The organism is Caballeronia sp. INDeC2, assembly GCF_023631325.1.
Lineage (GTDB): Bacteria > Pseudomonadota > Gammaproteobacteria > Burkholderiales > Burkholderiaceae > Caballeronia.
Genome location: NZ_JALQDG010000011.1, coordinates 115,909 through 134,700 on the forward strand (window position 1 = coordinate 115,909; position 18,792 = coordinate 134,700).

Here is an 18,792-nt window from a genome sequence, read left to right on the forward strand (position 1 = left end):
CGTAGGATAGCAAAAGCCGCCCGGCGCACAGGGCTGCCGGACGGCTTTCGATCGCGCAAAAAACGTGACGCTTAGTTCTTCGACTGGTCGACGAGCTTGTTCTTCGCGATCCACGGCATCATCGCGCGCAGTTTCTCGCCGACTTGCTCGATCTGATGCTCGGACGTGAGACGGCGGCGCGATTGCAGCGTCGGTGCGCCGGCGCGGTTCTCGATGATGAAGCTCTTCGCGTATTCGCCGGTCTGGATGTCTTTCAGCACGGCCTTCATCGCCTTCTTCGTCTCTTCGGTGACGATGCGCGGACCCGTCACGTACTCGCCGTACTCGGCGTTGTTCGAGATCGAGTAGTTCATGTTGGCGATGCCGCCTTCATAGATCAGGTCGACGATCAGCTTCAGTTCGTGCAGACATTCGAAGTACGCCATTTCCGGCGCGTAGCCCGCTTCCACCAGCGTTTCGAAGCCGGCCTTGATCAGGTCGACGGTGCCGCCGCACAGAACCGCCTGCTCGCCGAACAGGTCGGTTTCGGTCTCTTCGCGGAAGTTCGTCTCGATAATGCCCGCGCGGCCGCCGCCGTTCGCCGCCGCGTACGACAGCGCCACGTCGCGCGCCGCGCCCGACTTGTCTTGCGCCACGGCGATCAAGTGCGGCACGCCGCCGCCCTGGCTGTAGGTGTTGCGTACCGTGTGACCCGGCGCCTTCGGCGCGATCATGATGACGTCGAGATCGGCGCGCGGGATCACCTGGCCATAGTGCACGTTGAAGCCGTGCGCGAACGCGAGCGCCGCGCCTTGCTTGGCGTTGTCGTGCACTTCCTTCTTGTAGACTTCGGCGATCTGCTCGTCGGGCAGCAGCATCATGACGACATCGGCGCCCTTCACGGCTTCAGCCACTTCCTTCACCTTGAGGCCCGCGTTCTCGGCCTTGCTCCACGATGCGCCGCCCTTACGCAGACCCACCGTCACGTTCACGCCGCTGTCCTTCAGATTGAGCGCGTGCGCATGGCCTTGCGAGCCATAACCGATGATGGTGACTTGCTTGCCCTTGATGAGGGAGAGGTCGGCGTCCTTGTCGTAGAAAACTTTCATGGTAGTTCCTTGAGTCCTGAAAAATGAAGTGGGCTATCTCCGCGCCGCGGAGAAAAGAATCGCTGGTTAAACCTTGAGGATCCGCTCGCCCCGGCCGATGCCGGAACTGCCTGTGCGAACGGTTTCAAGGATCGCCGTGGCGTCGAGCGCCTGAATGAACGCGTCGAGCTTGTCGCTCGCACCCGTCAGTTCCATCGTGTAGGTCTTCTCGGTCACGTCGATGATGCGGCCGCGGAAGATATCCGCCATGCGCTTCATCTCTTCGCGTTCCTTGCCGACCGCCCTGACCTTGATGAGCATCAGCTCGCGCTCGATGTGGGCGCCCTCTGTCAGGTCGACCACTTTCACCACCTCGATCAGGCGGTTCAGGTGCTTCGTGATCTGTTCAATCACGTCGTCCGAGCCAATGGAGACGATGGTCAGCCGCGACAGCGAACTGTCTTCGGTCGGCGCCACCGTCAGCGTTTCGATGTTATAGCCGCGCGCCGAAAAGAGCCCGACGACGCGCGATAACGCGCCCGGTTCGTTTTCCAGCAAAACGGAGATGATGTGTTTCATGTGCGTGATTCCCGAATGTGTCCAGAAGAGGCGTTCGTTCGAAAAACCCGCGCGCCGCGCTCGTCTTTTGTGAAGACAGGCGCGCGCGAGCCTCGCGAGACAAAGCCGTTATAGATCCTCAGAGCCGAGCAGCATTTCCGTGATGCCTTTGCCTGCCTGCACCATCGGGAATACGTTTTCGGTCGGATCGGTCTGGAAGTCGAGAAATACGGTGCGATCCTTCAGACGCAGAGCTTCCTTCAGCGCCGGTTCGACGTCCGCGGTCTTTTCGACACGAATGCCGACATGGCCATACGCCTCAGCCAGCTTCACGAAATCGGGCAGCGCGTCCATGTACGAACTGGAATAGCGCTTCTTGTATTCGATCTGCTGCCACTGGCGCACCATGCCGAGATAGCGGTTGTTCAGCGAGATGATCTTGACGGGCGTGTTGTACTGCTTGCACGTAGAGAGCTCCTGGATGCACATCTGGATGGAGCCTTCGCCGGTGATGCAGACCACTTCGTCGTCCGGATAGGCCATCTTAACGCCCATCGCCGCCGGAAGGCCGAAGCCCATCGTGCCGAGGCCGCCCGAGTTGATCCAGCGGCGCGGCTTGTTGAACGGATAGAACTGCGCCGCCCACATCTGATGCTGGCCGACGTCCGAACACACGAACGCGTTGCCGTCGGTGAGCTCCCAGAGCTTTTCGACGACGTACTGCGGCTTGATGATCTCGCTCTTGCGGTCGTAGGCGAGGCAATCCTTCGAGCGCCAGCCTTCGATCTCGTCCCACCATTGCTTGAGCGCCTGCGTGTCCGGGCCGTGCTCGGCGTGCTGAAGCTGCTCGATCAGTTCCTTCAGCACTTCCTTGACGTCGCCGACGATGGGAATGTCCACCTTAACGCGCTTGGAAATGGACGACGGATCGACGTCGATATGGATGATCTTGCGCGGCGACGACGCGAAGTGCTTCGGATCGCCGATCACGCGGTCGTCGAAGCGCGCGCCGATGGCGATCAGCACGTCGCAGTTCTGCATCGCCATGTTGGCTTCGTACGTGCCGTGCATGCCGAGCATGCCGAGGAATTTCTTGTCGGACGCGCGATAGCCGCCGAGGCCCATCAACGTGTTGGTGACGGGATAACCGAGCAGATCGGCGAACTGGTTCAGCTCGCGCGACGCATCCGCGAGAATGATGCCGCCGCCCGTGTAGATGTACGGACGCTTCGCCGACAAGAGCAGTTGCACCGCCTTGCGGATCTGGCCGGAATGGCCCTTCGTGACCGGATTGTACGAACGCAGCGACACGCTCTTGATCGGCTCGTACTTGCATGGCGCCTTCGACACGTCCTTCGGAATGTCGATCAGCACCGGTCCGGGACGGCCGGTACGCGCGATGTAGAACGCCTTCTTGACCGTCGCGGCGAGGTCGCGCACGTCTTTCACGAGGAAGTTGTGCTTCACGCAAGGACGCGTGATGCCGACGGTGTCGCACTCCTGGAATGCGTCGAGGCCGATGGCCGCGGTCGGTACCTGGCCGCTGATGACGACGAGCGGAATCGAATCCATGTAGGCCGTGGCGATACCGGTGACGGCATTGGTGACGCCAGGGCCCGAGGTCACGAGGCACACGCCCACGTTGCCGGTCGAGCGCGCGTAGGCGTCGGCGGCATGCACGGCGGCCTGTTCGTGGCGCACGAGGATGTGCTGGATCTGGTCCTGCTTGTACAGCTCGTCGTAGATGTAGAGTACCGAGCCGCCGGGATAGCCCCAGATGAATTCGACGTTCTCGTCAGCGAGCGCGCGCATGAGCACGGTGCCGCCGATGGAGTCAGCTTCGTGAGGGGGTGTGGTATCCGACGTGGAGAATTCCGCGCTAGGCATGTTCATTCATCACCTTTCGAATTTTCGGCAAAAAATTGATCGGGTGCTCTCTGCCGGGCTTGTGGCTCGGGTTCAAGCGGCGCGTCTAGGTTTGACAGGCGAACTTCTTGGGCTCGCCTCAAAGCAGACATTTCACTGATGATGCGAGTCAGAAAATGTAACAGCGGCGCGCGCGGCGGGTCAAGCAAAAAGTTTCCGATTGTGCCGATTGCGGCAACCACGCGGCTCGAACGGATGAAAGCCGCGTGCAAGCGCAACCTGTCGAATGCACGGCCATTCGGTCCGTCGAACGTCGCAAGTGGCAACAAAAGCTCTCAATTTCTCCGGATGCCGCGAAACTTTGCTAGGATTCGCAGGTTTTCCTAGAACTCCACGATCCCTTTCGACGCAAGTTCGTTGCGCCGGGTCCCCAACGGATGGCATCAGACAAGGAACTCGCCGACTTCCTGGCGGGCGTCGAAAGACGCGCGTTCAAGCAGACCGTGTACACCGTTCGCGACGACGACGCGGCGCTCGACATCGTGCAAGACGCGATGATCAAGCTGGCGGAGAAGTACGGCGACCGCCCATCATCCGAGCTTCCGCTTTTATTCCAGCGTATCCTTCAGAACGCGACGCACGATTATTTCCGTCGCCAGAAGGTGCGCAACACCTGGGTCAGCCTCTTCTCGTCCTTCGGCAACGCGGACGACGACGAATTCGACCCGCTCGAGACCTTCGAATCCGAGGACGGCGCGGTCGGCAGCGAGAGCAGCGAGAACCGTCTGGAGCGCGAACAGGTGCTGAATCTGATCGACGCGGAAATCCAGAAACTGCCGGCGCGTCAACGGGAAGCCTTTCTCATGCGTTACTGGGAAGACATGGATGTCGCTGAGACGGCCGCCGCGATGGGGTGCTCCGAGGGCAGCGTGAAGACACATTGCTCACGCGCCACGCACGCTCTCGCACAAGCCCTGAAAGCCAAAGGGATCACGCTATGAGTTCCGCTCTTGAAACGAAGGAAAACGAGTTCGCGCTGAAGGTCGTGCGCGCATTGGACGAAAACACGTCGAATATTCCGGCTGCCGCCGTCGACCGGCTGCGCGAGGCGCGCCGTGCCGCGATCGCGCGCAAGAAGCCGGAGAAAGTGGCCGTGGCGATCGCCGCGCCCGCGTTCACGCCGGCCTTCGCCGGCGCCGGCGCGACGCACACCACGGGCGGCGCCGGAGACGACCATCGGCCGAAGGGACTGCTCGCGCGGCTCGGCGGGCTCGGCCTCGCTTGGCCGCTCGCGGCGCTCGTCATCGGGCTGGCGGGCATCGCTTATTGGGAAGATCAGCAGCGCAAGGCGGAACTCGCCGACATCGACGCCGCCATGATGAGCGACAGCCTTCCGATCGACGCCTATCTGGATCACGGTTTCAACGCGTATCTGACGCGCAACCATTAAGCACTGAATACAGCGGGGGAATCTTCGGGTGAGTTACAAGCGCGGTCTCGCGATTGTCTTTGGTTGCGCGATTGCGGGTCTGGTTGCGTTCGCCGCGACTTATCCGCGCTTTTATTCCACCGCGGGAGCCCCGCCTTCGTCCGCTGCGGCCCCGAGCGGCGGTTCGGGCACGACCGCCGATTCGAACACCTCCACCCTCTCCGCGCTATCCTCCACCGGCCCGCTCTCCTGGAGCCGTCTCACCGAAGCGCAGCACGCGGCGCTCGCACCTTTCGCCGCGCAATGGGATTCTTTCTCCGACGAGCGCAAGCAGAAGTGGCTGAAGATCGCGTCGCGGTTTCATCGGATGTCGCCGGAGGCGCAGAAGCATCTGCATCAGCGCATGGAGGAATGGGTGCGCCTCACGCCCGACCAGCGCAAGGTCGCGCGCGAGAATTATCAGGTTTCCAAATCGGTGCCGCCGGATAAGCGCGAGAAGGCGTGGGACGCCTATCAGAAGCTTTCCGAAGAGCAGAAGAAGAAGCTGGCCGCGAGCGAGCATGTGCGCCGTCCGACCATCGTCTCGGCACCGCCCACGGGCAAGACCGAAGTGAAGGACATCAATCGCCTCGTCACCGCGCGCGAACAAGGGCACGTTCCCGGACACGCGGAAGGCGGATCGGGCGCGGCGGCCGCACCGGCTGCGCCCATTTCCGGCGTGCCGACGCAACCCGCCATTCCGAACGCCGCGAGTATCGTCCCGGCCACGCCGATCCCCGTATCGCCGCAGCAGGCGCCTTCGATGTACAACGGCTCGTGAGCGGCGAGCCCGCGGTCATCACCATCGATCCGCTGCGCGCGCCGGCGCTGCGCCGCCGCCTCGCGACGATGCTCTACGAAAGCGTAATTCTCTTCGGCGTGGTCTTCCTCGCGGGCTATCTCTTCAGCACGCTCACGCAGCAACGTAACGGCCTCACACATCACAACTGGCTAATGTCGTGGATCGGCATCGTGCTCGCAGCCTACTTCGTGTATTTCTGGACGCACGGCGGCCAGACCCTGCCGATGAAAACCTGGCGCCTCAAGGTCGTCGATGCGCACGGCGAGCCCGTCAAACCCGCGCGCGCCTTCGCACGCTACCTGCTCGCGTGGCTGTGGTTCCTGCCGCCGCTCGCGCTGCATCCGCTCTTTTCCCTCGCCGTGCCGCAGACGCTCGCCGTCTTCGCGGCATGGGTTGCGCTGTGGGCCGCCGCCGTGTGGCTGGATCCGGCGCGTCAATTCCTTCATGATCGCCTCGCCGGCACGCGCATCGTCGCGGTTCAACGTCCCGCCAAGTAATAAGAACTTCTCGTGACTGTCACGGCTCGGTCACAGCCGCATGGCGCAATGCGCATACCGAAACCCGATGCGCGAGCCAATGGCCTTCAACTCGTCAGTTCACCCGGCGATCGACCCGCCCTCTCCCTTCAGCTTCGACCATAGCAAGCGTACCGGCCCCTTCGCACTGCGATCGGAGTCCAACGAATCATCGGGGCCCGCTTCCGGTGGCGCGCCCATTCATCGCGACGAACTGCCAGATTCAGCCGACCAGCCGCATCGATATCGCACGATCTGGCTCTCCGACATCCATCTCGGTTCGGGCGGCTGCCAGGCGCACTATCTCCTCGATTTTTTGCGGCATCACGAGTCGGAATATCTGTATCTCGTCGGCGACATCATCGACGGATGGCAGTTGCGCAAAGGCTGGTTCTGGCCGCAGGCGCACAACGACGTCGTGCAGAAAATCCTGCGCAAGGCGCGCAAGGGCACGCAGGTCGTCTACATCCCCGGCAATCACGATGAAGCCGCGCGGCAGTTCTGCGATCTCGCATTCGGCGACATCCACGTGCGCGGCGAAGCGTTCCACACGACGCTCGCGGGCAAGCGCCTGTGGATCGTGCACGGCGATCTCTTCGACGGCGTGATCCAGCACGCGAAATGGCTCGCCTATCTCGGCGACACCGCCTACACGATGATCCTGCTGCTCAACCGCTGGTTCAATCGCGTGCGCACGAAGCTCGGCTTCAATTACTGGTCGCTGTCGCAGTACCTGAAGCATCAGGTGAAGAACGCGGTCAACTTCATCTCGCAGTTCGAGCGCGTGATGACCGACGAAGCCCGCCGCCGCGGCTGCGACGGCGTCGTGTGCGGGCACATCCACAAGGCCGAGATCCGCGACATCGACGGCGTTCTCTATTGCAACGACGGCGACTGGGTCGAGAGTCTGTCGGCGCTCGTCGAGACTTACGACGGTGAACTGAAGGTCGTCTACTGGACCGTGATGCGTTCGCCGGAAGCGCGCCCGACGCGCGCACGCGCGACCGTCTAGCCATCGCACCAAGCCTATAAGGAATCCCCGATGAAAATCATGATCGTCACCGACGCATGGGAGCCGCAGGTCAATGGCGTCGTGCGCACACTCACACAAACGACGAAAGAACTCACCGCGCTCGGTCATCGCGTGGACTTGCTCACGCCGCTCGAATTCAGAACGATTCCTTGCCCGACGTATCCCGAGATTCGCCTGTCGCTGCTGCCGGGACAGCGCGTCGCCAGGCGAATCGACGCTTTCGCGCCCGACGCGCTGCATATCGCGACCGAAGGCCCGCTCGGGCTCGCCGCGCGCTCCTATGCACTGCGTCACAAGCTGCCGTTCACGACCGCCTATCACACGCGCTTTCCGGAGTACGTGAAGGCGCGCTTCGGCATTCCGCTCGCGATGACGTATCGCTTCCTGCACTGGTTCCATCGCCACTCGCAGGCGGTGATGGCGCCGACGCCCGTCGTCAAGAGCGATCTCGAACACTACGGCTTCACCAACGTCGTGCTGTGGACGCGCGGCGTCGATCTCGACATCTTCCGTCCGATGGACTCGAAGGTGCTCAACACCGCGCGGCCGATCTTTCTGTATGTCGGGCGCGTCGCGGTCGAGAAGAACGTCGAGGCATTTCTGAAGCTCGATCTGCCCGGTTCGAAGTGGGTCGCGGGCGAAGGCCCGGCGCTCGCGGAACTGAGGTCGCGCTACACGAATGTCAATTACCTCGGCGTGCTGTCGCAGCCGGAGCTGGCGAAGGTCTACGCCGCGGCGGACGTGTTCGTCTTTCCGAGCCGCACCGATACCTTCGGCCTCGTGCTGCTCGAAGCGATGGCCTGCGGCACGCCGGTCGCGGCATATCCGGTGACGGGCCCGATCGACGTGCTCGGCGAACACGGCCCTGGCGCGCTCTACGACGATCTGCGCGAAGCCTGCCTGCAGGCGCTGAAGATCGAGCGCGCCGATGCCCGCGCGTGGGCCGAGCGCTTTTCGTGGCGCGCGGCGTCGGAGCAGTTCGCCTCGCATCTGCGGCAGTTCGAGCCGCGCGCCGCCAGTTCGGACCGGGCGGCCGCATGACGCGACGCGCCGTGGCGCAGGAGAAAGCCGAAGCGAATGCACGTGCCGGGACGTACACGGCGGCCCGCGCGCGCGATCCGTTCGACGACGACGTCGAAGATATCGACGATACGTCCGCGCAACCGGCCGAGCCGCTCGGCCCCGACGATCTGCCCTTCAATCCGTACAAGGGCAATCGCGGCTTCACGCGCGCCTGGCACGCGATGAAGAATTCGCTCTACGGCTTTCGCGTCGCGATCCGCGAGGAAAGCGCGTTCCGTCAGGAGCTGACGCTCGCCGCGATCCTGTTGCCGTGCAGCCTCTTCGTACCGGTCGCGCCGGTGGAGCGCGCGGCGCTGATCGCGTCGGTGCTGCTGGTGCTCATCGTCGAATTGCTGAATTCCAGCGTCGAGGCGGCGATCGACCGCATCTCGCTCGAACGTCACGAACTGTCGAAGCGGGCGAAGGATTTCGGCAGCGCGGCGGTGATGGTCGCGCTCGGCGTTTGCGTCATCACGTGGGGCCTGATTCTGTGGCCGCTTGCATCCGCGTGGCTCGCGCGTATCTTATAAAGGAGAGCACCGCGCGCGAAGCCCGCGTCCGTGCAGCCGAACGACCGGTTTATAATCGTCCGACATTCTCAAAAAATAGCAACGGAAGCGGCCGCGCGAACGCTCATCCCGAGCCGACGCGGCCCGATCCCAAGGTCGGACGACATGGAAGCCAAACCACCCCGCCGCACCCGCGAACGGATACTCGAGTTGTCGCTGAAGTTGTTCAACGATATCGGCGAGCCGAACGTCACCACGACGACGATCGCCGAAGAGATGGAAATCAGTCCAGGCAACCTGTACTACCATTTCCGCAACAAAGACGACATCATCAACAGCATCTTCGCGCAGTTCGAGCAGCAGATTCAGAAGCGCCTGCGCTTTCCCGACGATCATCGCCCGACGATCGACGAGATGTGGTCGTATCTGCAATACATGGCGGATTTCCTCTGGACCTACCGCTTCCTGTATCGCGATCTGAACGACCTGCTCGCGCGCAACCGCACGCTCGAGACGCACTTCAAGCAGATCATCACGCACAAGGTGCACTTCGCGAGCCGGCTGTGCGAGGCGCTCGTGGCCGATCAGGAAATGGTCGCGACGCCCGAAGAGATCAAGGTGATCGCGACGAACATCGGCGTGATCGCCACGTACTGGCTTTCGTACCAGTACGTGATGAATCCGCGCAAGTACAACGATCAGGAAGCGATCCGCGCCGAGCTGCATCAGGCAAGCCTGCATATCATCTCGATCATGGCGCCGTATCTGCGCGGACGCTCGCGCCAGCTCTTCGACGATCTCGTTTCCGGTAAGCTGCCGAAGCGCGAGTATGCAGATTTCCTGCCGCCGCGCGACGAGTCGCAGCAACTCGTATCGAAGACAGAAACAAAGGATTCCAGATAAATGAAGGCAGTATGTGTCTATTGCGGCTCCTCGAACGGAGCCCGCCCCGTCTATGCGGAAGCGGCCAAGGCGTTCGGCCGCGCGCTCGTTCAGAACGATCTCTCTCTCGTGTATGGCGGCGGCCGTGTCGGCCTGATGGGCCTCATCGCCGATGAAGTGCTCGCCGCCGGTGGCCGCGCGGTCGGCGTGATTCCCGAATTGCTGCTCGCGAAGGAAGTCGGCCATACCGATCTCACCGAACTGCACGTCGTGCCCGACATGCACGAGCGCAAGAAGAAGATGGCCGATCTCTCCGATGCGTTTGTCGCGATGCCGGGCGGCGTCGGCACGTTCGAAGAGTTTTTCGAGGTTTATACGTGGGCGCAGCTCGGCTATCACCAGAAGCCGGTCGGCCTGCTCGACGTGAACGGCTACTACGATCCGCTCCTGGCGATGCTGCGCCATACCGTCGAAGAGGGTTTCATGCGCGCGCCGTATCTGGACATGATCCAGGTCGCCGCCGAACCCGCCGGGATGATCGACAAACTCGCGCGCTACATTCCGCCCGCGAACGACAAGTGGTCCGAAAAACGCGACGCCGTCTGAGGTAGAGCGCATGTCCAAAGTCATCCTGATTACCGGCGCAAGCCGTGGCATCGGCCGCTCGGCCGCGGTGCTCGCCGGCGCGCGCGGCTGGTCCGTCGGCGTGAACTATGCGTCGAACGCGGCCGCCGCAGATGCGACCGTCGCGGCCGTGCAGGCGGCGGGCGGCAAGGCGATCGCCATCCACGGCGACGTGAGCGACGAAGCCGCGATCATCGCGATGTTCGATGCGACCGAGAAAGCCTTCGGCAAGCTCGACGGCGTCGTGAACAACGCGGGCATCGTCGCGCCCGGCTCGGCGCTCGCGGATATGGACCTCGCGCGCATGAAGCGCATCTTCGACATCAACGTGCTCGGCGCGTATCTGTGCGCGCGCGAGGCGGCGCGCCGCATGTCGACATCGCGCGGCGGCAAGGGCGGATCGCTCGTGAACGTATCGTCGGCCGCGGCGCGGCTGGGCGGTCCCGGCGAGTATGTCGATTACGCGGGATCGAAAGGCGCGATCGATACGCTGACCATCGGGCTCGCGAAGGAACTTGGGCGTGACGGCGTGCGCGTGAACGCCATCCGTCCGGGGCTGATCGAAACGGACATTCACGCGAGCGGCGGCAAGCCCGACCGCGCGCAGGTGCTGGGCGTGACGACGCCCATCGGCCGTCCGGGCACGGCGGATGAGGTCGGCGAGTCGATCGTGTGGCTGTTGTCGGATGCGTCCTCGTATGTAACGGGGGCGATTCTGGATGTGACGGGGGGGCGGTAGTTTAGGCGCGCTCTGGCACGGATTCGAGACGGTAGCCGCGCGCCTCGAGCATTCTCATCACGGGCGGCTCGAAAATGTGATCTTCAAGGCAGCGGCATAGTGAATGGGTCGGCGGATCGACACTGAATGGCCGGCCCCACGCGCCGTGCAATGCCAAAGACTTTATGAAGATCCGCCCCCGCGTGGCTGAGCGCGGCATGTTCGAAGGAAAAGCGCTCAGATGATTCAAGCGGTGCGAACCGCAGCCCGATGGCCTCCAGCTCAGTAGTGCCGCGCCGTTCCGCGCCCATTTCTCAAAAGCCGCCGTGCTCTGCCAACCACGCTTCTTCATCGGCCGTCGTCTGTCTCCCGAGAATCCGGTTGCGATGCGGAAAGCGCCCAAATCGTTCGATGACATCCGCATGCTCGCGCGCATAACGCAGCATCGAATCGACGCCGGTATCGTCTTTCAGCCGCTCGAAGAGCCGAACCGCCTCGCGCTGACCTTCGATGGTTTCATCGTGCTCAAACGGCATGTAGACGAACGCGCGATGGAACGCGCTCGGCATGCGCAGGTCGTCGCCCGCTTCCACCAGCTTTCGTGCGAGAGCAAGCGCGCGAGCATCCGATGCGAACGCGCGCGGCGTATGGCGATGACAGTTGCGCGAGAACTGATCGAGCAGCACGACGAGCGCGAGCGTGGCAAGCGGCCCGCTTTCCCAAGACCGCAAACCACCCGCCTGCGCCTCGTCGAGCAACGTGCCGAATCGTTCGGTGAGCATGCGATCGAACGCGCGCTTTTTCTTCCACCAGAACTTGCGCTCGGTGCCGAACTCCGCCGAACCCGGGGCGCCGAACCAGAAGTCCAGCACCGCCTGCGCGCGAGGATCCACGCTCACACCAGTTCCAGCACCAGACGCCGCGTGCGCGCGCTCTTCTTCTCCAGCTTCGCGATGCGCAACGCGCCGATCTCTCCGGTATTGCGCACATGCGTGCCGCCGCACGGCTGCAGATCCACATCGTCGATGCGCAGCAGGCGCACGCGGCCGAGGCCCATCGGCGGTTTCACGCTCATCGTGCGCACGAGTTCGGGACGCGCGGCCATCTCGTCGTCGGTGATCCATTCGGTATGCACGCCGTGCGCCCCGCCGATCAGCGCGTTCAGCTTCGCTTCGACGGCTTCGCGCTCGATCGGCTCGACGGTCGCGAGATCGAGGCGCGCGTAATCGGTGGTGATGCTGCAACCGTCGACGGGAAACGGCAGCACCGCGCAGATCAGATGGCTCGCCGTATGCAGCCGCATGCGCCGATAACGCTGCGCCCAGTCGATCTCCGCGCTCACCGTGTCGCCAACCGCGAGCTTCGCCAGCGCGTCTTCCTGGCCCGGCGCGGGCACATGCACGGCGTCATCCGGCGTCGCGCCTTCGAACTTCGCCTTGCGTGTCTCGGCGATCGCGATGACCGTGCCGTCGGCGACCGTCAGCGTGCCCGCGTCGCCGGCCTGACCGCCGCCGAGCGGATAGAACACGGTCTGATCGAGGTGGATGCCCTGCTCGTCGATGGCGGTGACGGTCGCGTCGCAACGCGTCAGATAGGCGTCCTCGCGAAAGAGTGCGCGTGTGCTCATGACTTCGATTCCTTGTCTTGCGGAAAGTTAAAGACGATTCGCAGACGATGATGCATCACGCGCGCCTTGCGTGAACCGATACAAAACCGCGCGAATCAACCGGGACGGTTGCGCATCCAGTCGGCCGTATCGAAGAAGGACGTCAGAAGGCGCTCGCGCAGGGCTTCGTCGATGCCGATGTCCTCCATCGCCCAAGCCATGCAGCGCAGCCACTGATCGCGCTCGCCCGATGCAATCGCGAACGGCAAATGGCGCGCCCGCAGACGCGGATGCCCGAAGCGGTCGATGTAATGGTTCGGCCCGCCCATCCAGCCGCACAAAAACCAGAAGGTCTTGTTGCGCGAATTGTCGAGCGTCGGCGGATGCAGCGCGCGGATGCCCGCGAATTCCGGCTCAAGATCCATCAGGTCGTAGAAACGGTCGACGAGCGCGCGCACGCGTTCCTCGCCGCCGATCAGTTCGAAAGCGGTCGGCCTTTGTACTTCGTCTTCGGGATTTACGTCGGTCATTGCTTTGATTCAGAAAACTACGCGTCGCGCAGGGACTGCAACGCCGGGCGCGCCAGCACGCGCCGCAGGCTCAGCCAGCCGCCGAGCCCGGCGCATGCGACGCCCGCGACGATGCCCGTCGGCACGAGCCACGGATTGAAATCGATATGAAACTCGAACACGCGCGCCGCGAGCACATAGCCGATGGCCTGCGCGCCGATCGCCGCCATCAGCCCCGACAGCGCGCCGACGGCCACGAACTCCGCGATCTGCACCGAGCGCACCTGCTTGTGCGATGCGCCGAGCGCGCGCAGCAGCGCCGACTCGCGCACGCGTTCGTCGCGCGTGCCGGCGAGCGCCGCGTACAGCACGAGCACGCCCGCCGCTAGCGTGAAGATGAACAGGAACTGCACCGCACCGATCACCTGCGCGAGCGTGCGATGGATTTGCGCGAGGATCGGCGCGATATCGATGGCCGTCACGTTCGGATAACGTGCGACGAGGCCGTCGATCACGCGCTGTTCTTCCGTCGGCAGATGAAAGCTCGTGATGAATGTCGCGGGAAGATCGGCGAGCGCCTCGGGCGGCATCAGCACGAAGAAGTTGACCTTGAACGAATTCCAGTCGACCTTGCGCACGCTCGTCACGGGCGCTTCGACCGGCAGCCCGGCGACATCGAAACGCAGCGTGTCGCCCATCTTCACGCGGATGGTCTTCGCGATGCCCTCTTCGATCGACACCTGCGGCTTGCCGTCCTTGCCGAACCATGCGCCTTGCGTCAAGCGGTTGTCGCCGGGCAGCTCGGTCGTGTACGACAGGTTGAATTCGCGATCGACGAGGCGCTTCGCATCGGCCTTGTCGTAGTTGTCCGGATTCACCGCTTTGCCGTTGATGGCGACGAGGCGCGCGCGGACCATCGGCGAAAGCGCGGCGTTCGGCTGGCCGTGCGTGTGCAGGTAGTCGAGCACGCCCTGGCGCTGGTCAGGCTGAATGTCGATGAGAAACTGATTCGGCGCGTCGGGCGGGGTCGCGTCGCGCCAGCCCTTGATGAGATCGTTGCGCGTCATCCCGATGAGCAGCAGACACATCAAGCCGATGCCGAGCGCGGTGATCTGCAGCGCGCTCGATCCGCTGCGCCGCTCCAGCGACGCGAGCGCATAACGCCAGCCGACGCCCGCGCGGCTCTTCTCGCGGCGCACGAAGCGCGCCGCCGCCCAGAGCGCCGCGCGCGCGATCACGCCGAAGACGAGCAGCCCGGCCGCGAAGCCGCCCGCGACAATGCCGCCCAGCTTCACTTCGCCCGCCGCGACGATCAGGAGCGCCGCGAACAGCAGCACGCCGACGCCGTACGCCGCATACGCGACGCGCTGGGCATCGCCGAGTTCACGACGGATCACATGGACCGGCGGCACTCGCGTGATCGGCAGGAGCGGCGGCAGCGCGAAGCCGAGCAGGAGCACGAGGCCCATCGCGATGCCTTGCAGCGCCGGCCACACGCTCGGCTGCGGCAACTCGACATCGACGAGCGAGCCGAGCCAGTTCAGCAGCATGAGATGACCGCCGAAACCCAGCACGACGCCGGCCACGCCGCCGATCACGCCGATCGCGAGGAATTCGTTCAGAAAGAGCGCGCGCAGCGTGCGCTGGCTGACGCCGAGACAGCGCATCGCCGCGCAGCCGTCGAGATGCCGCCGCGCGAAACGATGCGCCGCCATCGCGATCGCGACCGCCGCGAGCAGCGCCGTCAGCAGCGAGACGAGCGTGAGAAAGTGGCTCGCGCGATCGATCGTCTGACGCACCTGCGGCTGGCCGTCGGACAGCGATTCCAGGCCGACGCCGCGCAGTTTGCCGCCATCGACCTGCTCGCGCGCGAATTTCGCGAACTGCTCGACCTGGCTGTCGGAACCGGCGACGAGCAATCGATACGTCACGCGGCTGCCGTAGCCGACGAGTCCCGTGCCCGCGATCTCGTCGGCGCGCATCATGAGGCGCGGCGAGAAGTTGATGAACGAGAAGCCGCGATCCAGCTCGCGCGTGATGACGCCCGCGACCATGAACGTGCGCGTGCCGACCTTGACCGTGCCGCCGACCCGCGTCTTGAGCGCATCGAGCAAGGCAGGGTCGACCCAGACGGTGCCGGGCGCGGGAATGCCGTGCGCGGGCGCATCGGCGGCGTCGGTGCCGGGCGCGATGCGCAGTGCGCCGCGCAACGGATAACCCTGCGTCACGCCCTTGATCGCCGCGAGCCTCGATAGCGGCTCCGCAGCCGTCGAACTGATCATGCTGGGGAAAATCGTGGTGCCTGCAGTAGCGAGTCCGAGCGACTTCGCTTCGGTCGCGAACATCGGATCGACGGGGTGATCGGCGCGCACGACGAAATCGGCGGCGATCATCTGACGGCCGTCGCGCGCGAGGCCTTGACGCATGCGATCCGCAAGAAATCCGACGCTCGACAGTGCGGCCACGGCTAGCACCAGCGCGAGCAGGAGCATCGTGAGCTCGCCCGCGCGCCAGTCTCGCGCTGTCATGCGCCATGCCTGGTGCACCGTCTGTACGAAACCGAGTTTGATGGCGGGATGCGAACGCCCTGCCTTGACTGCAGCCTGATCGTTCCGGAATGCGGTGCTCAATCGTGCTTGCTCCGCAGCCGGGTTATGCGGTCCGAGCTCGGCAACATGTGCTTGGCCATGCGCGATACGCCGCCGTGCACGCCGCGCGCGAGCCGCGGCAGCGCCCATCCCGCGAGCACCAGAAACGCGAGCAAAAGCAGGAGGAACAGGAACGGCACGAAGAGCGCGAGCGTGATGCCCGCGAGCGCGCCGACGTCCTCGGTCGTCGAAGCCGCCCAGTTCGACACGGGCTCCGGCGACAGATTGATGAGCGCGCGCGTGCCCGCCTTCGCAAAATGCGATGCCCCGGCGAGCGTGCCGCCCGCGAGCGCCGCGATGGTGAGCATGGCCGGATCGGCATGGCCGAGCGAGCCGGCCGCGAGCACGGCGCCCGCCGGAATGCGGATGAACGTGTGAACCGCGTCCCACAGGGAATCGACGGCGGGGATTTTGTCGGCGAGGAATTCGACGAGCGCGAGCACCGCCGCGACGCCGATCACCCACGGCGAGCCGAGCACCGCGAGCGTATCCGGCAGATGAACGAGTCCCATGCGCTGGAACATGCCGGCGATGAAGACGGTGAGGTACAGGCGCAGCCCGCTCGCCCATGACAGGCCCGCTGCGAGCGAAAGTGACTCAAGCATTGCCGCCTCCCTTGTGCTGCCTGCTGCCGGCGTCCGCCGCTGATGGACCAATTGCCGGCTGAAAAGAGCGGTCTGCCCGAAAATATCGAAAGAAGCCGCCTGCATCCCGGAAGATGAACAAAAAAGCGGGACTTGGAATCAGACGAAAGCCGGTGACCTTAGACCATTATATCGACGCAAATAGGCGCGGTGCAGCAGCGGTTCGAGCGAATGCCGTTCCCAGTGTCTCGCACACGGCGGGGTGGCGCGGGCGCAACGGACGATACTTCGACGAAACCTCAGTGCCCCGACGAGATCTTGAGTCCGACCAGCCCCGCGACGATCAGCACCGCGCTCACGATGCGCGCCGCCGACAACGCCTCGCCCATGAACACGATGCCGAACACGAACGCGCCGACCGCACCGATGCCCGTCCATACGGCGTAGGCCGTGCCCAGCGGCAACTGCTTCATCGCGATGGCGAGCAGCACGAAACTGCCGATGGCCGTGATGATCGTGAAGATCGACGGTCCGAGCCGGGTAAAGCCGTCGGACGATTTGAGACCCGCAGCCCACGCGACTTCGAGCAGACCGGCGATGAAAAGAAGAATCCAGGACATCGAGCGACTCCCTTGAAAATGGGGCCGTCCCCGATGAAGCGAGGCGCATGCGGTCGTCCGCACGGCCTAAGACAAGACCGGCAATTGTATCAAATTGGTGCATGCACGGCCGGGCACATGCGATGCCACGTCGCGCGTCGCATGGCCGCGTTCGTGAAAACCGTGTATTAAGTAACAAGCGCCCGCGCGGGGCGCGCCCTTTTCGACATAGCCGCTGCAAAAAGCCTGAACAAAGGAGCGTTCATGGATGTCGATTCCGTCCTGCTCTCCCGCTTCCAGTTCGCGTGGGTCGTCGCGTTTCATATCTTGCTGCCGGCGTTCACGGTCGGCCTGTCGTGCTACATCGCGACGCTCGAATTCAATTGGTGGATCACGAAGCGCGATGTCTACCGGCGTCTCTCGGCGTTCTGGCTGAAGATTTTCGCGGTGTCGTTCGGCATGGGCGTGGTTTCGGGCATCGTCATGCCGTTCCAGTTCGGCACCAACTGGAGCCGCTTTTCGGACGCGACAGCCAACGTCGTCGGCCCGTTGATGGGCTACGAAGTGCTGACGGCGTTCTTTCTCGAATCGGCGTTTCTCGGCGTGCTGCTCTTCGGGCGCAAGCTCGTGCCGCAATGGGCGCATGTGATGTCCGCGATTTTCGTCGCGGCGGGCACGGTGATCTCGTCGTTCTGGATACTGGCCGTCAATAGCTGGATGCAGACGCCGCAGGGTCATCGCATGCTGCCCGACGGCCGCTTCGAAGTAGTGAGCTTTTTCGACGTGATCTTCACGCCGTCGTTTCCGTACCGGCTCGGACATACGGTGAGCGCGTTCCTCGTGACCGCAGGCTTCGTCATTCTCGGCGTCGGAGCAATGTACCTGCGCGAGCGCCGCGCGCTCGAGGAAAGCCGCGTGATGGTGAAGATGTCGCTGATCTTTCTCATCATCATGGTGCCGATCCAGATGGTGATCGGCGACGCGCACGGCCTCAACACACTGCAACATCAGCCCGCCAAGCTCGCGGCGATGGAAGCCCTCTGGGAGTCCGGCACGCGCATCCCGGCCAATCTCTTCTCGATTCCCGATCAGGACGAAGAGCGCAATCACTTCGAGATCTCGATTCCGGTGCTCGGCAGCCTATATCTGACGCACGATCCGAACGGCTTCGTGCGCGGGCTGAAGGACTTTCCGCGTGAGGACCGGCCGCCCGTGGCGGTCGTGTTCTTCGCGTTTCACATCATGGTCGGCGTCGCGCTCTTGATGTTCGCGCTCGTGCTGTGGGGCATCGTGCAATTCGCCCGCGGCAGGATCGAGACGAGTTCGCGCTGGCTGCGCGCGGCCACCTGGGCGATGCCGCTCGGCTTCATCGCCGTGGTCGCCGGCTGGACGACGACCGAAGCCGGCCGCCAGCCGTGGACCGTGTACGGCATTCTGCGCACGAAGGATTCGGTGACGCCATCGCTCACCGCGACCGATGTCGGCCTCTCGTGGCTGCTCTACATGCTGGCGTATGTCGTCATCTTCGGCGCGGGATTTTTCCTGCTGCGGCGGCTTGTACGTGTGGGGCCGGCGGAAGTCGCGCACGCGCACGAGAAGGACGAACTGGACGCGAAGACACGCGCGGCTCGACCGCTCTCCGCGGTATCGGCGAGTGCGGGCGGCACGGCGCAGCCCGTCAGCGACGACGATATCGTGCCGCCGGGCCGCGGGCGCAATCAACGTCGATAACGGAGAACGCG

General features: G+C 64.0%; 20 protein-coding genes. 11 read left to right on the forward strand and 9 right to left on the reverse strand.

Annotated elements, in window-relative coordinates:
* Positions 1 to 71: 71 nt before the first annotated feature.
* The 3 genes from ilvC to NCS28_RS08965 all read right to left on the reverse strand — a co-directional run bounded on the left by ilvC (position 72) and on the right by NCS28_RS08965 (position 3,518).
* Complete coding sequence (gene ilvC, locus NCS28_RS08955) at positions 72 to 1,088, reverse strand: ketol-acid reductoisomerase (protein ID WP_061119684.1); 1,017 nt, start codon at positions 1,086 to 1,088, stop codon at positions 72 to 74.
* Between the two features lie 66 nt (positions 1,089 to 1,154).
* Complete coding sequence (ilvN, locus tag NCS28_RS08960) at positions 1,155 to 1,646, reverse strand: acetolactate synthase small subunit (RefSeq protein ID WP_008341906.1); 492 nt, start codon at positions 1,644 to 1,646, stop codon at positions 1,155 to 1,157.
* 108 nt (positions 1,647 to 1,754) lie between these two features.
* Positions 1,755 to 3,518 carry an acetolactate synthase 3 catalytic subunit gene (locus tag NCS28_RS08965; protein WP_250513491.1) on the reverse strand — a complete coding sequence of 588 codons (1,764 nt, stop codon included), beginning with the start codon at positions 3,516 to 3,518 and terminating at the stop codon, positions 1,755 to 1,757.
* Between the two features lie 410 nt (positions 3,519 to 3,928).
* On the opposite strand from NCS28_RS08965, the gene NCS28_RS08970 reads away from it, so the two are divergent.
* The 10 genes from NCS28_RS08970 (at position 3,929) to NCS28_RS09015 (ending at position 11,125) form a co-directional block, all read left to right on the forward strand.
* Complete coding sequence (locus NCS28_RS08970; RefSeq protein ID WP_250513492.1) at positions 3,929 to 4,492, forward strand: RNA polymerase sigma factor; 564 nt, start codon at positions 3,929 to 3,931, stop codon at positions 4,490 to 4,492.
* A complete protein-coding gene (locus NCS28_RS08975; RefSeq protein ID WP_250513493.1) occupies positions 4,489 to 4,941 on the forward strand; it encodes a DUF3619 family protein in 453 nt (150 codons plus the stop codon). Before NCS28_RS08970 ends, NCS28_RS08975 begins: the two co-directional genes overlap by 4 nt.
* A gap of 28 nt (positions 4,942 to 4,969) precedes the next feature.
* Entirely contained in the window at positions 4,970 to 5,740 is a 771-nt protein-coding gene (locus NCS28_RS08980) for a DUF3106 domain-containing protein (protein WP_250513494.1), read from the forward strand.
* A complete protein-coding gene (locus NCS28_RS08985) occupies positions 5,737 to 6,258 on the forward strand; it encodes an RDD family protein (RefSeq protein ID WP_250513495.1) in 522 nt (173 codons plus the stop codon). The genes NCS28_RS08980 and NCS28_RS08985 overlap by 4 nt, the downstream gene beginning before the upstream one ends.
* 67 nt (positions 6,259 to 6,325) lie before the next feature.
* Complete coding sequence (locus tag NCS28_RS08990) at positions 6,326 to 7,288, forward strand: UDP-2,3-diacylglucosamine diphosphatase (RefSeq protein ID WP_250513496.1); 963 nt, start codon at positions 6,326 to 6,328, stop codon at positions 7,286 to 7,288.
* Positions 7,289 to 7,318: 30 nt separating this feature from the next.
* On the forward strand, positions 7,319 to 8,350 hold the full coding sequence (locus NCS28_RS08995; RefSeq protein ID WP_250513497.1) for a glycosyltransferase family 4 protein: 1,032 nt from the start codon (positions 7,319 to 7,321) through the stop codon (positions 8,348 to 8,350).
* Positions 8,347 to 8,901 (forward strand): diacylglycerol kinase, encoded by a 555-nt coding sequence (locus NCS28_RS09000; protein ID WP_250513498.1) that lies wholly within the window; start codon positions 8,347 to 8,349, stop codon positions 8,899 to 8,901. Before NCS28_RS08995 ends, NCS28_RS09000 begins: the two co-directional genes overlap by 4 nt.
* Before the next feature lie 144 nt (positions 8,902 to 9,045).
* Complete coding sequence (locus NCS28_RS09005) at positions 9,046 to 9,783, forward strand: TetR/AcrR family transcriptional regulator (protein WP_250513499.1); 738 nt, start codon at positions 9,046 to 9,048, stop codon at positions 9,781 to 9,783.
* Entirely contained in the window at positions 9,784 to 10,368 is a 585-nt protein-coding gene (locus NCS28_RS09010) for an LOG family protein (protein ID WP_250513500.1), read from the forward strand.
* A 10-nt stretch (positions 10,369 to 10,378) separates the two neighbouring features.
* A complete protein-coding gene (locus NCS28_RS09015; RefSeq protein ID WP_250513501.1) occupies positions 10,379 to 11,125 on the forward strand; it encodes an SDR family oxidoreductase in 747 nt (248 codons plus the stop codon).
* A gap of 293 nt (positions 11,126 to 11,418) precedes the next feature.
* Here NCS28_RS09015 and NCS28_RS09020 read toward each other — a convergent pair whose 3' ends face one another.
* The 6 genes from NCS28_RS09020 to sugE form a co-directional block, all read right to left on the reverse strand.
* Positions 11,419 to 11,997 carry a DUF924 family protein gene (locus NCS28_RS09020; protein WP_250513671.1) on the reverse strand — a complete coding sequence of 193 codons (579 nt, stop codon included), beginning with the start codon at positions 11,995 to 11,997 and terminating at the stop codon, positions 11,419 to 11,421.
* 2 nt (positions 11,998 to 11,999) lie between these two features.
* Complete coding sequence (locus tag NCS28_RS09025; protein WP_250513502.1) at positions 12,000 to 12,731, reverse strand: alanyl-tRNA editing protein; 732 nt, start codon at positions 12,729 to 12,731, stop codon at positions 12,000 to 12,002.
* A 95-nt stretch (positions 12,732 to 12,826) separates the two neighbouring features.
* On the reverse strand, positions 12,827 to 13,240 hold the full coding sequence (locus NCS28_RS09030) for a group II truncated hemoglobin (RefSeq protein WP_250513503.1): 414 nt from the start codon (positions 13,238 to 13,240) through the stop codon (positions 12,827 to 12,829).
* A gap of 17 nt (positions 13,241 to 13,257) precedes the next feature.
* Entirely contained in the window at positions 13,258 to 15,747 is a 2,490-nt protein-coding gene (locus tag NCS28_RS09035; RefSeq protein ID WP_250513504.1) for an ABC transporter permease, read from the reverse strand.
* A 98-nt stretch (positions 15,748 to 15,845) separates the two neighbouring features.
* Positions 15,846 to 16,472, reverse strand: a complete 627-nt coding sequence (locus NCS28_RS09040; protein WP_250513505.1) for a DUF4126 domain-containing protein — start codon at positions 16,470 to 16,472, stop codon at positions 15,846 to 15,848.
* A gap of 278 nt (positions 16,473 to 16,750) precedes the next feature.
* Positions 16,751 to 17,071, reverse strand: coding sequence for a quaternary ammonium compound efflux SMR transporter SugE (gene sugE, locus NCS28_RS09045; RefSeq protein ID WP_250513506.1), 321 nt, complete (start codon positions 17,069 to 17,071; stop codon positions 16,751 to 16,753).
* A 243-nt stretch (positions 17,072 to 17,314) separates the two neighbouring features.
* Here sugE and NCS28_RS09050 point away from each other — a divergent pair, with 243 nt between their 5' ends.
* A complete protein-coding gene (locus tag NCS28_RS09050; RefSeq protein WP_250513507.1) occupies positions 17,315 to 18,781 on the forward strand; it encodes a cytochrome ubiquinol oxidase subunit I in 1,467 nt (488 codons plus the stop codon).
* Positions 18,782 to 18,792: the final 11 nt, after the last annotated feature.

What these genes read in the sequence shown, in the direction of transcription:
- NCS28_RS09050 (WP_250513507.1), top strand. Translation starts at nt 17,315, where the DNA reads ATGGATGTCGATTCCGTCCTGCTCTCCCGCTTCCAGTTCGCGTGGGTC.
- ilvC (WP_061119684.1), bottom strand. Translation starts at nt 1,088, where the DNA reads ATGAAAGTTTTCTACGACAAGGACGCCGACCTCTCCCTCATCAAGGGC.
- NCS28_RS08970 (WP_250513492.1), top strand. Translation starts at nt 3,929, where the DNA reads ATGGCATCAGACAAGGAACTCGCCGACTTCCTGGCGGGCGTCGAAAGA.
- NCS28_RS09030 (WP_250513503.1), bottom strand. Translation starts at nt 13,240, where the DNA reads ATGACCGACGTAAATCCCGAAGACGAAGTACAAAGGCCGACCGCTTTC.
- sugE (WP_250513506.1), bottom strand. Translation starts at nt 17,071, where the DNA reads ATGTCCTGGATTCTTCTTTTCATCGCCGGTCTGCTCGAAGTCGCGTGG.
- NCS28_RS09010 (WP_250513500.1), top strand. Translation starts at nt 9,784, where the DNA reads ATGAAGGCAGTATGTGTCTATTGCGGCTCCTCGAACGGAGCCCGCCCC.
- NCS28_RS09040 (WP_250513505.1), bottom strand. Translation starts at nt 16,472, where the DNA reads ATGCTTGAGTCACTTTCGCTCGCAGCGGGCCTGTCATGGGCGAGCGGG.
- NCS28_RS09000 (WP_250513498.1), top strand. Translation starts at nt 8,347, where the DNA reads ATGACGCGACGCGCCGTGGCGCAGGAGAAAGCCGAAGCGAATGCACGT.
- NCS28_RS08990 (WP_250513496.1), top strand. Translation starts at nt 6,326, where the DNA reads ATGCGCGAGCCAATGGCCTTCAACTCGTCAGTTCACCCGGCGATCGAC.
- NCS28_RS09005 (WP_250513499.1), top strand. Translation starts at nt 9,046, where the DNA reads ATGGAAGCCAAACCACCCCGCCGCACCCGCGAACGGATACTCGAGTTG.
- NCS28_RS08995 (WP_250513497.1), top strand. Translation starts at nt 7,319, where the DNA reads ATGAAAATCATGATCGTCACCGACGCATGGGAGCCGCAGGTCAATGGC.
- NCS28_RS09015 (WP_250513501.1), top strand. Translation starts at nt 10,379, where the DNA reads ATGTCCAAAGTCATCCTGATTACCGGCGCAAGCCGTGGCATCGGCCGC.
- ilvN (WP_008341906.1), bottom strand. Translation starts at nt 1,646, where the DNA reads ATGAAACACATCATCTCCGTTTTGCTGGAAAACGAACCGGGCGCGTTA.
- NCS28_RS08965 (WP_250513491.1), bottom strand. Translation starts at nt 3,518, where the DNA reads ATGAACATGCCTAGCGCGGAATTCTCCACGTCGGATACCACACCCCCT.
- NCS28_RS09035 (WP_250513504.1), bottom strand. Translation starts at nt 15,747, where the DNA reads ATGACAGCGCGAGACTGGCGCGCGGGCGAGCTCACGATGCTCCTGCTC.
- NCS28_RS09025 (WP_250513502.1), bottom strand. Translation starts at nt 12,731, where the DNA reads ATGAGCACACGCGCACTCTTTCGCGAGGACGCCTATCTGACGCGTTGC.
- NCS28_RS08975 (WP_250513493.1), top strand. Translation starts at nt 4,489, where the DNA reads ATGAGTTCCGCTCTTGAAACGAAGGAAAACGAGTTCGCGCTGAAGGTC.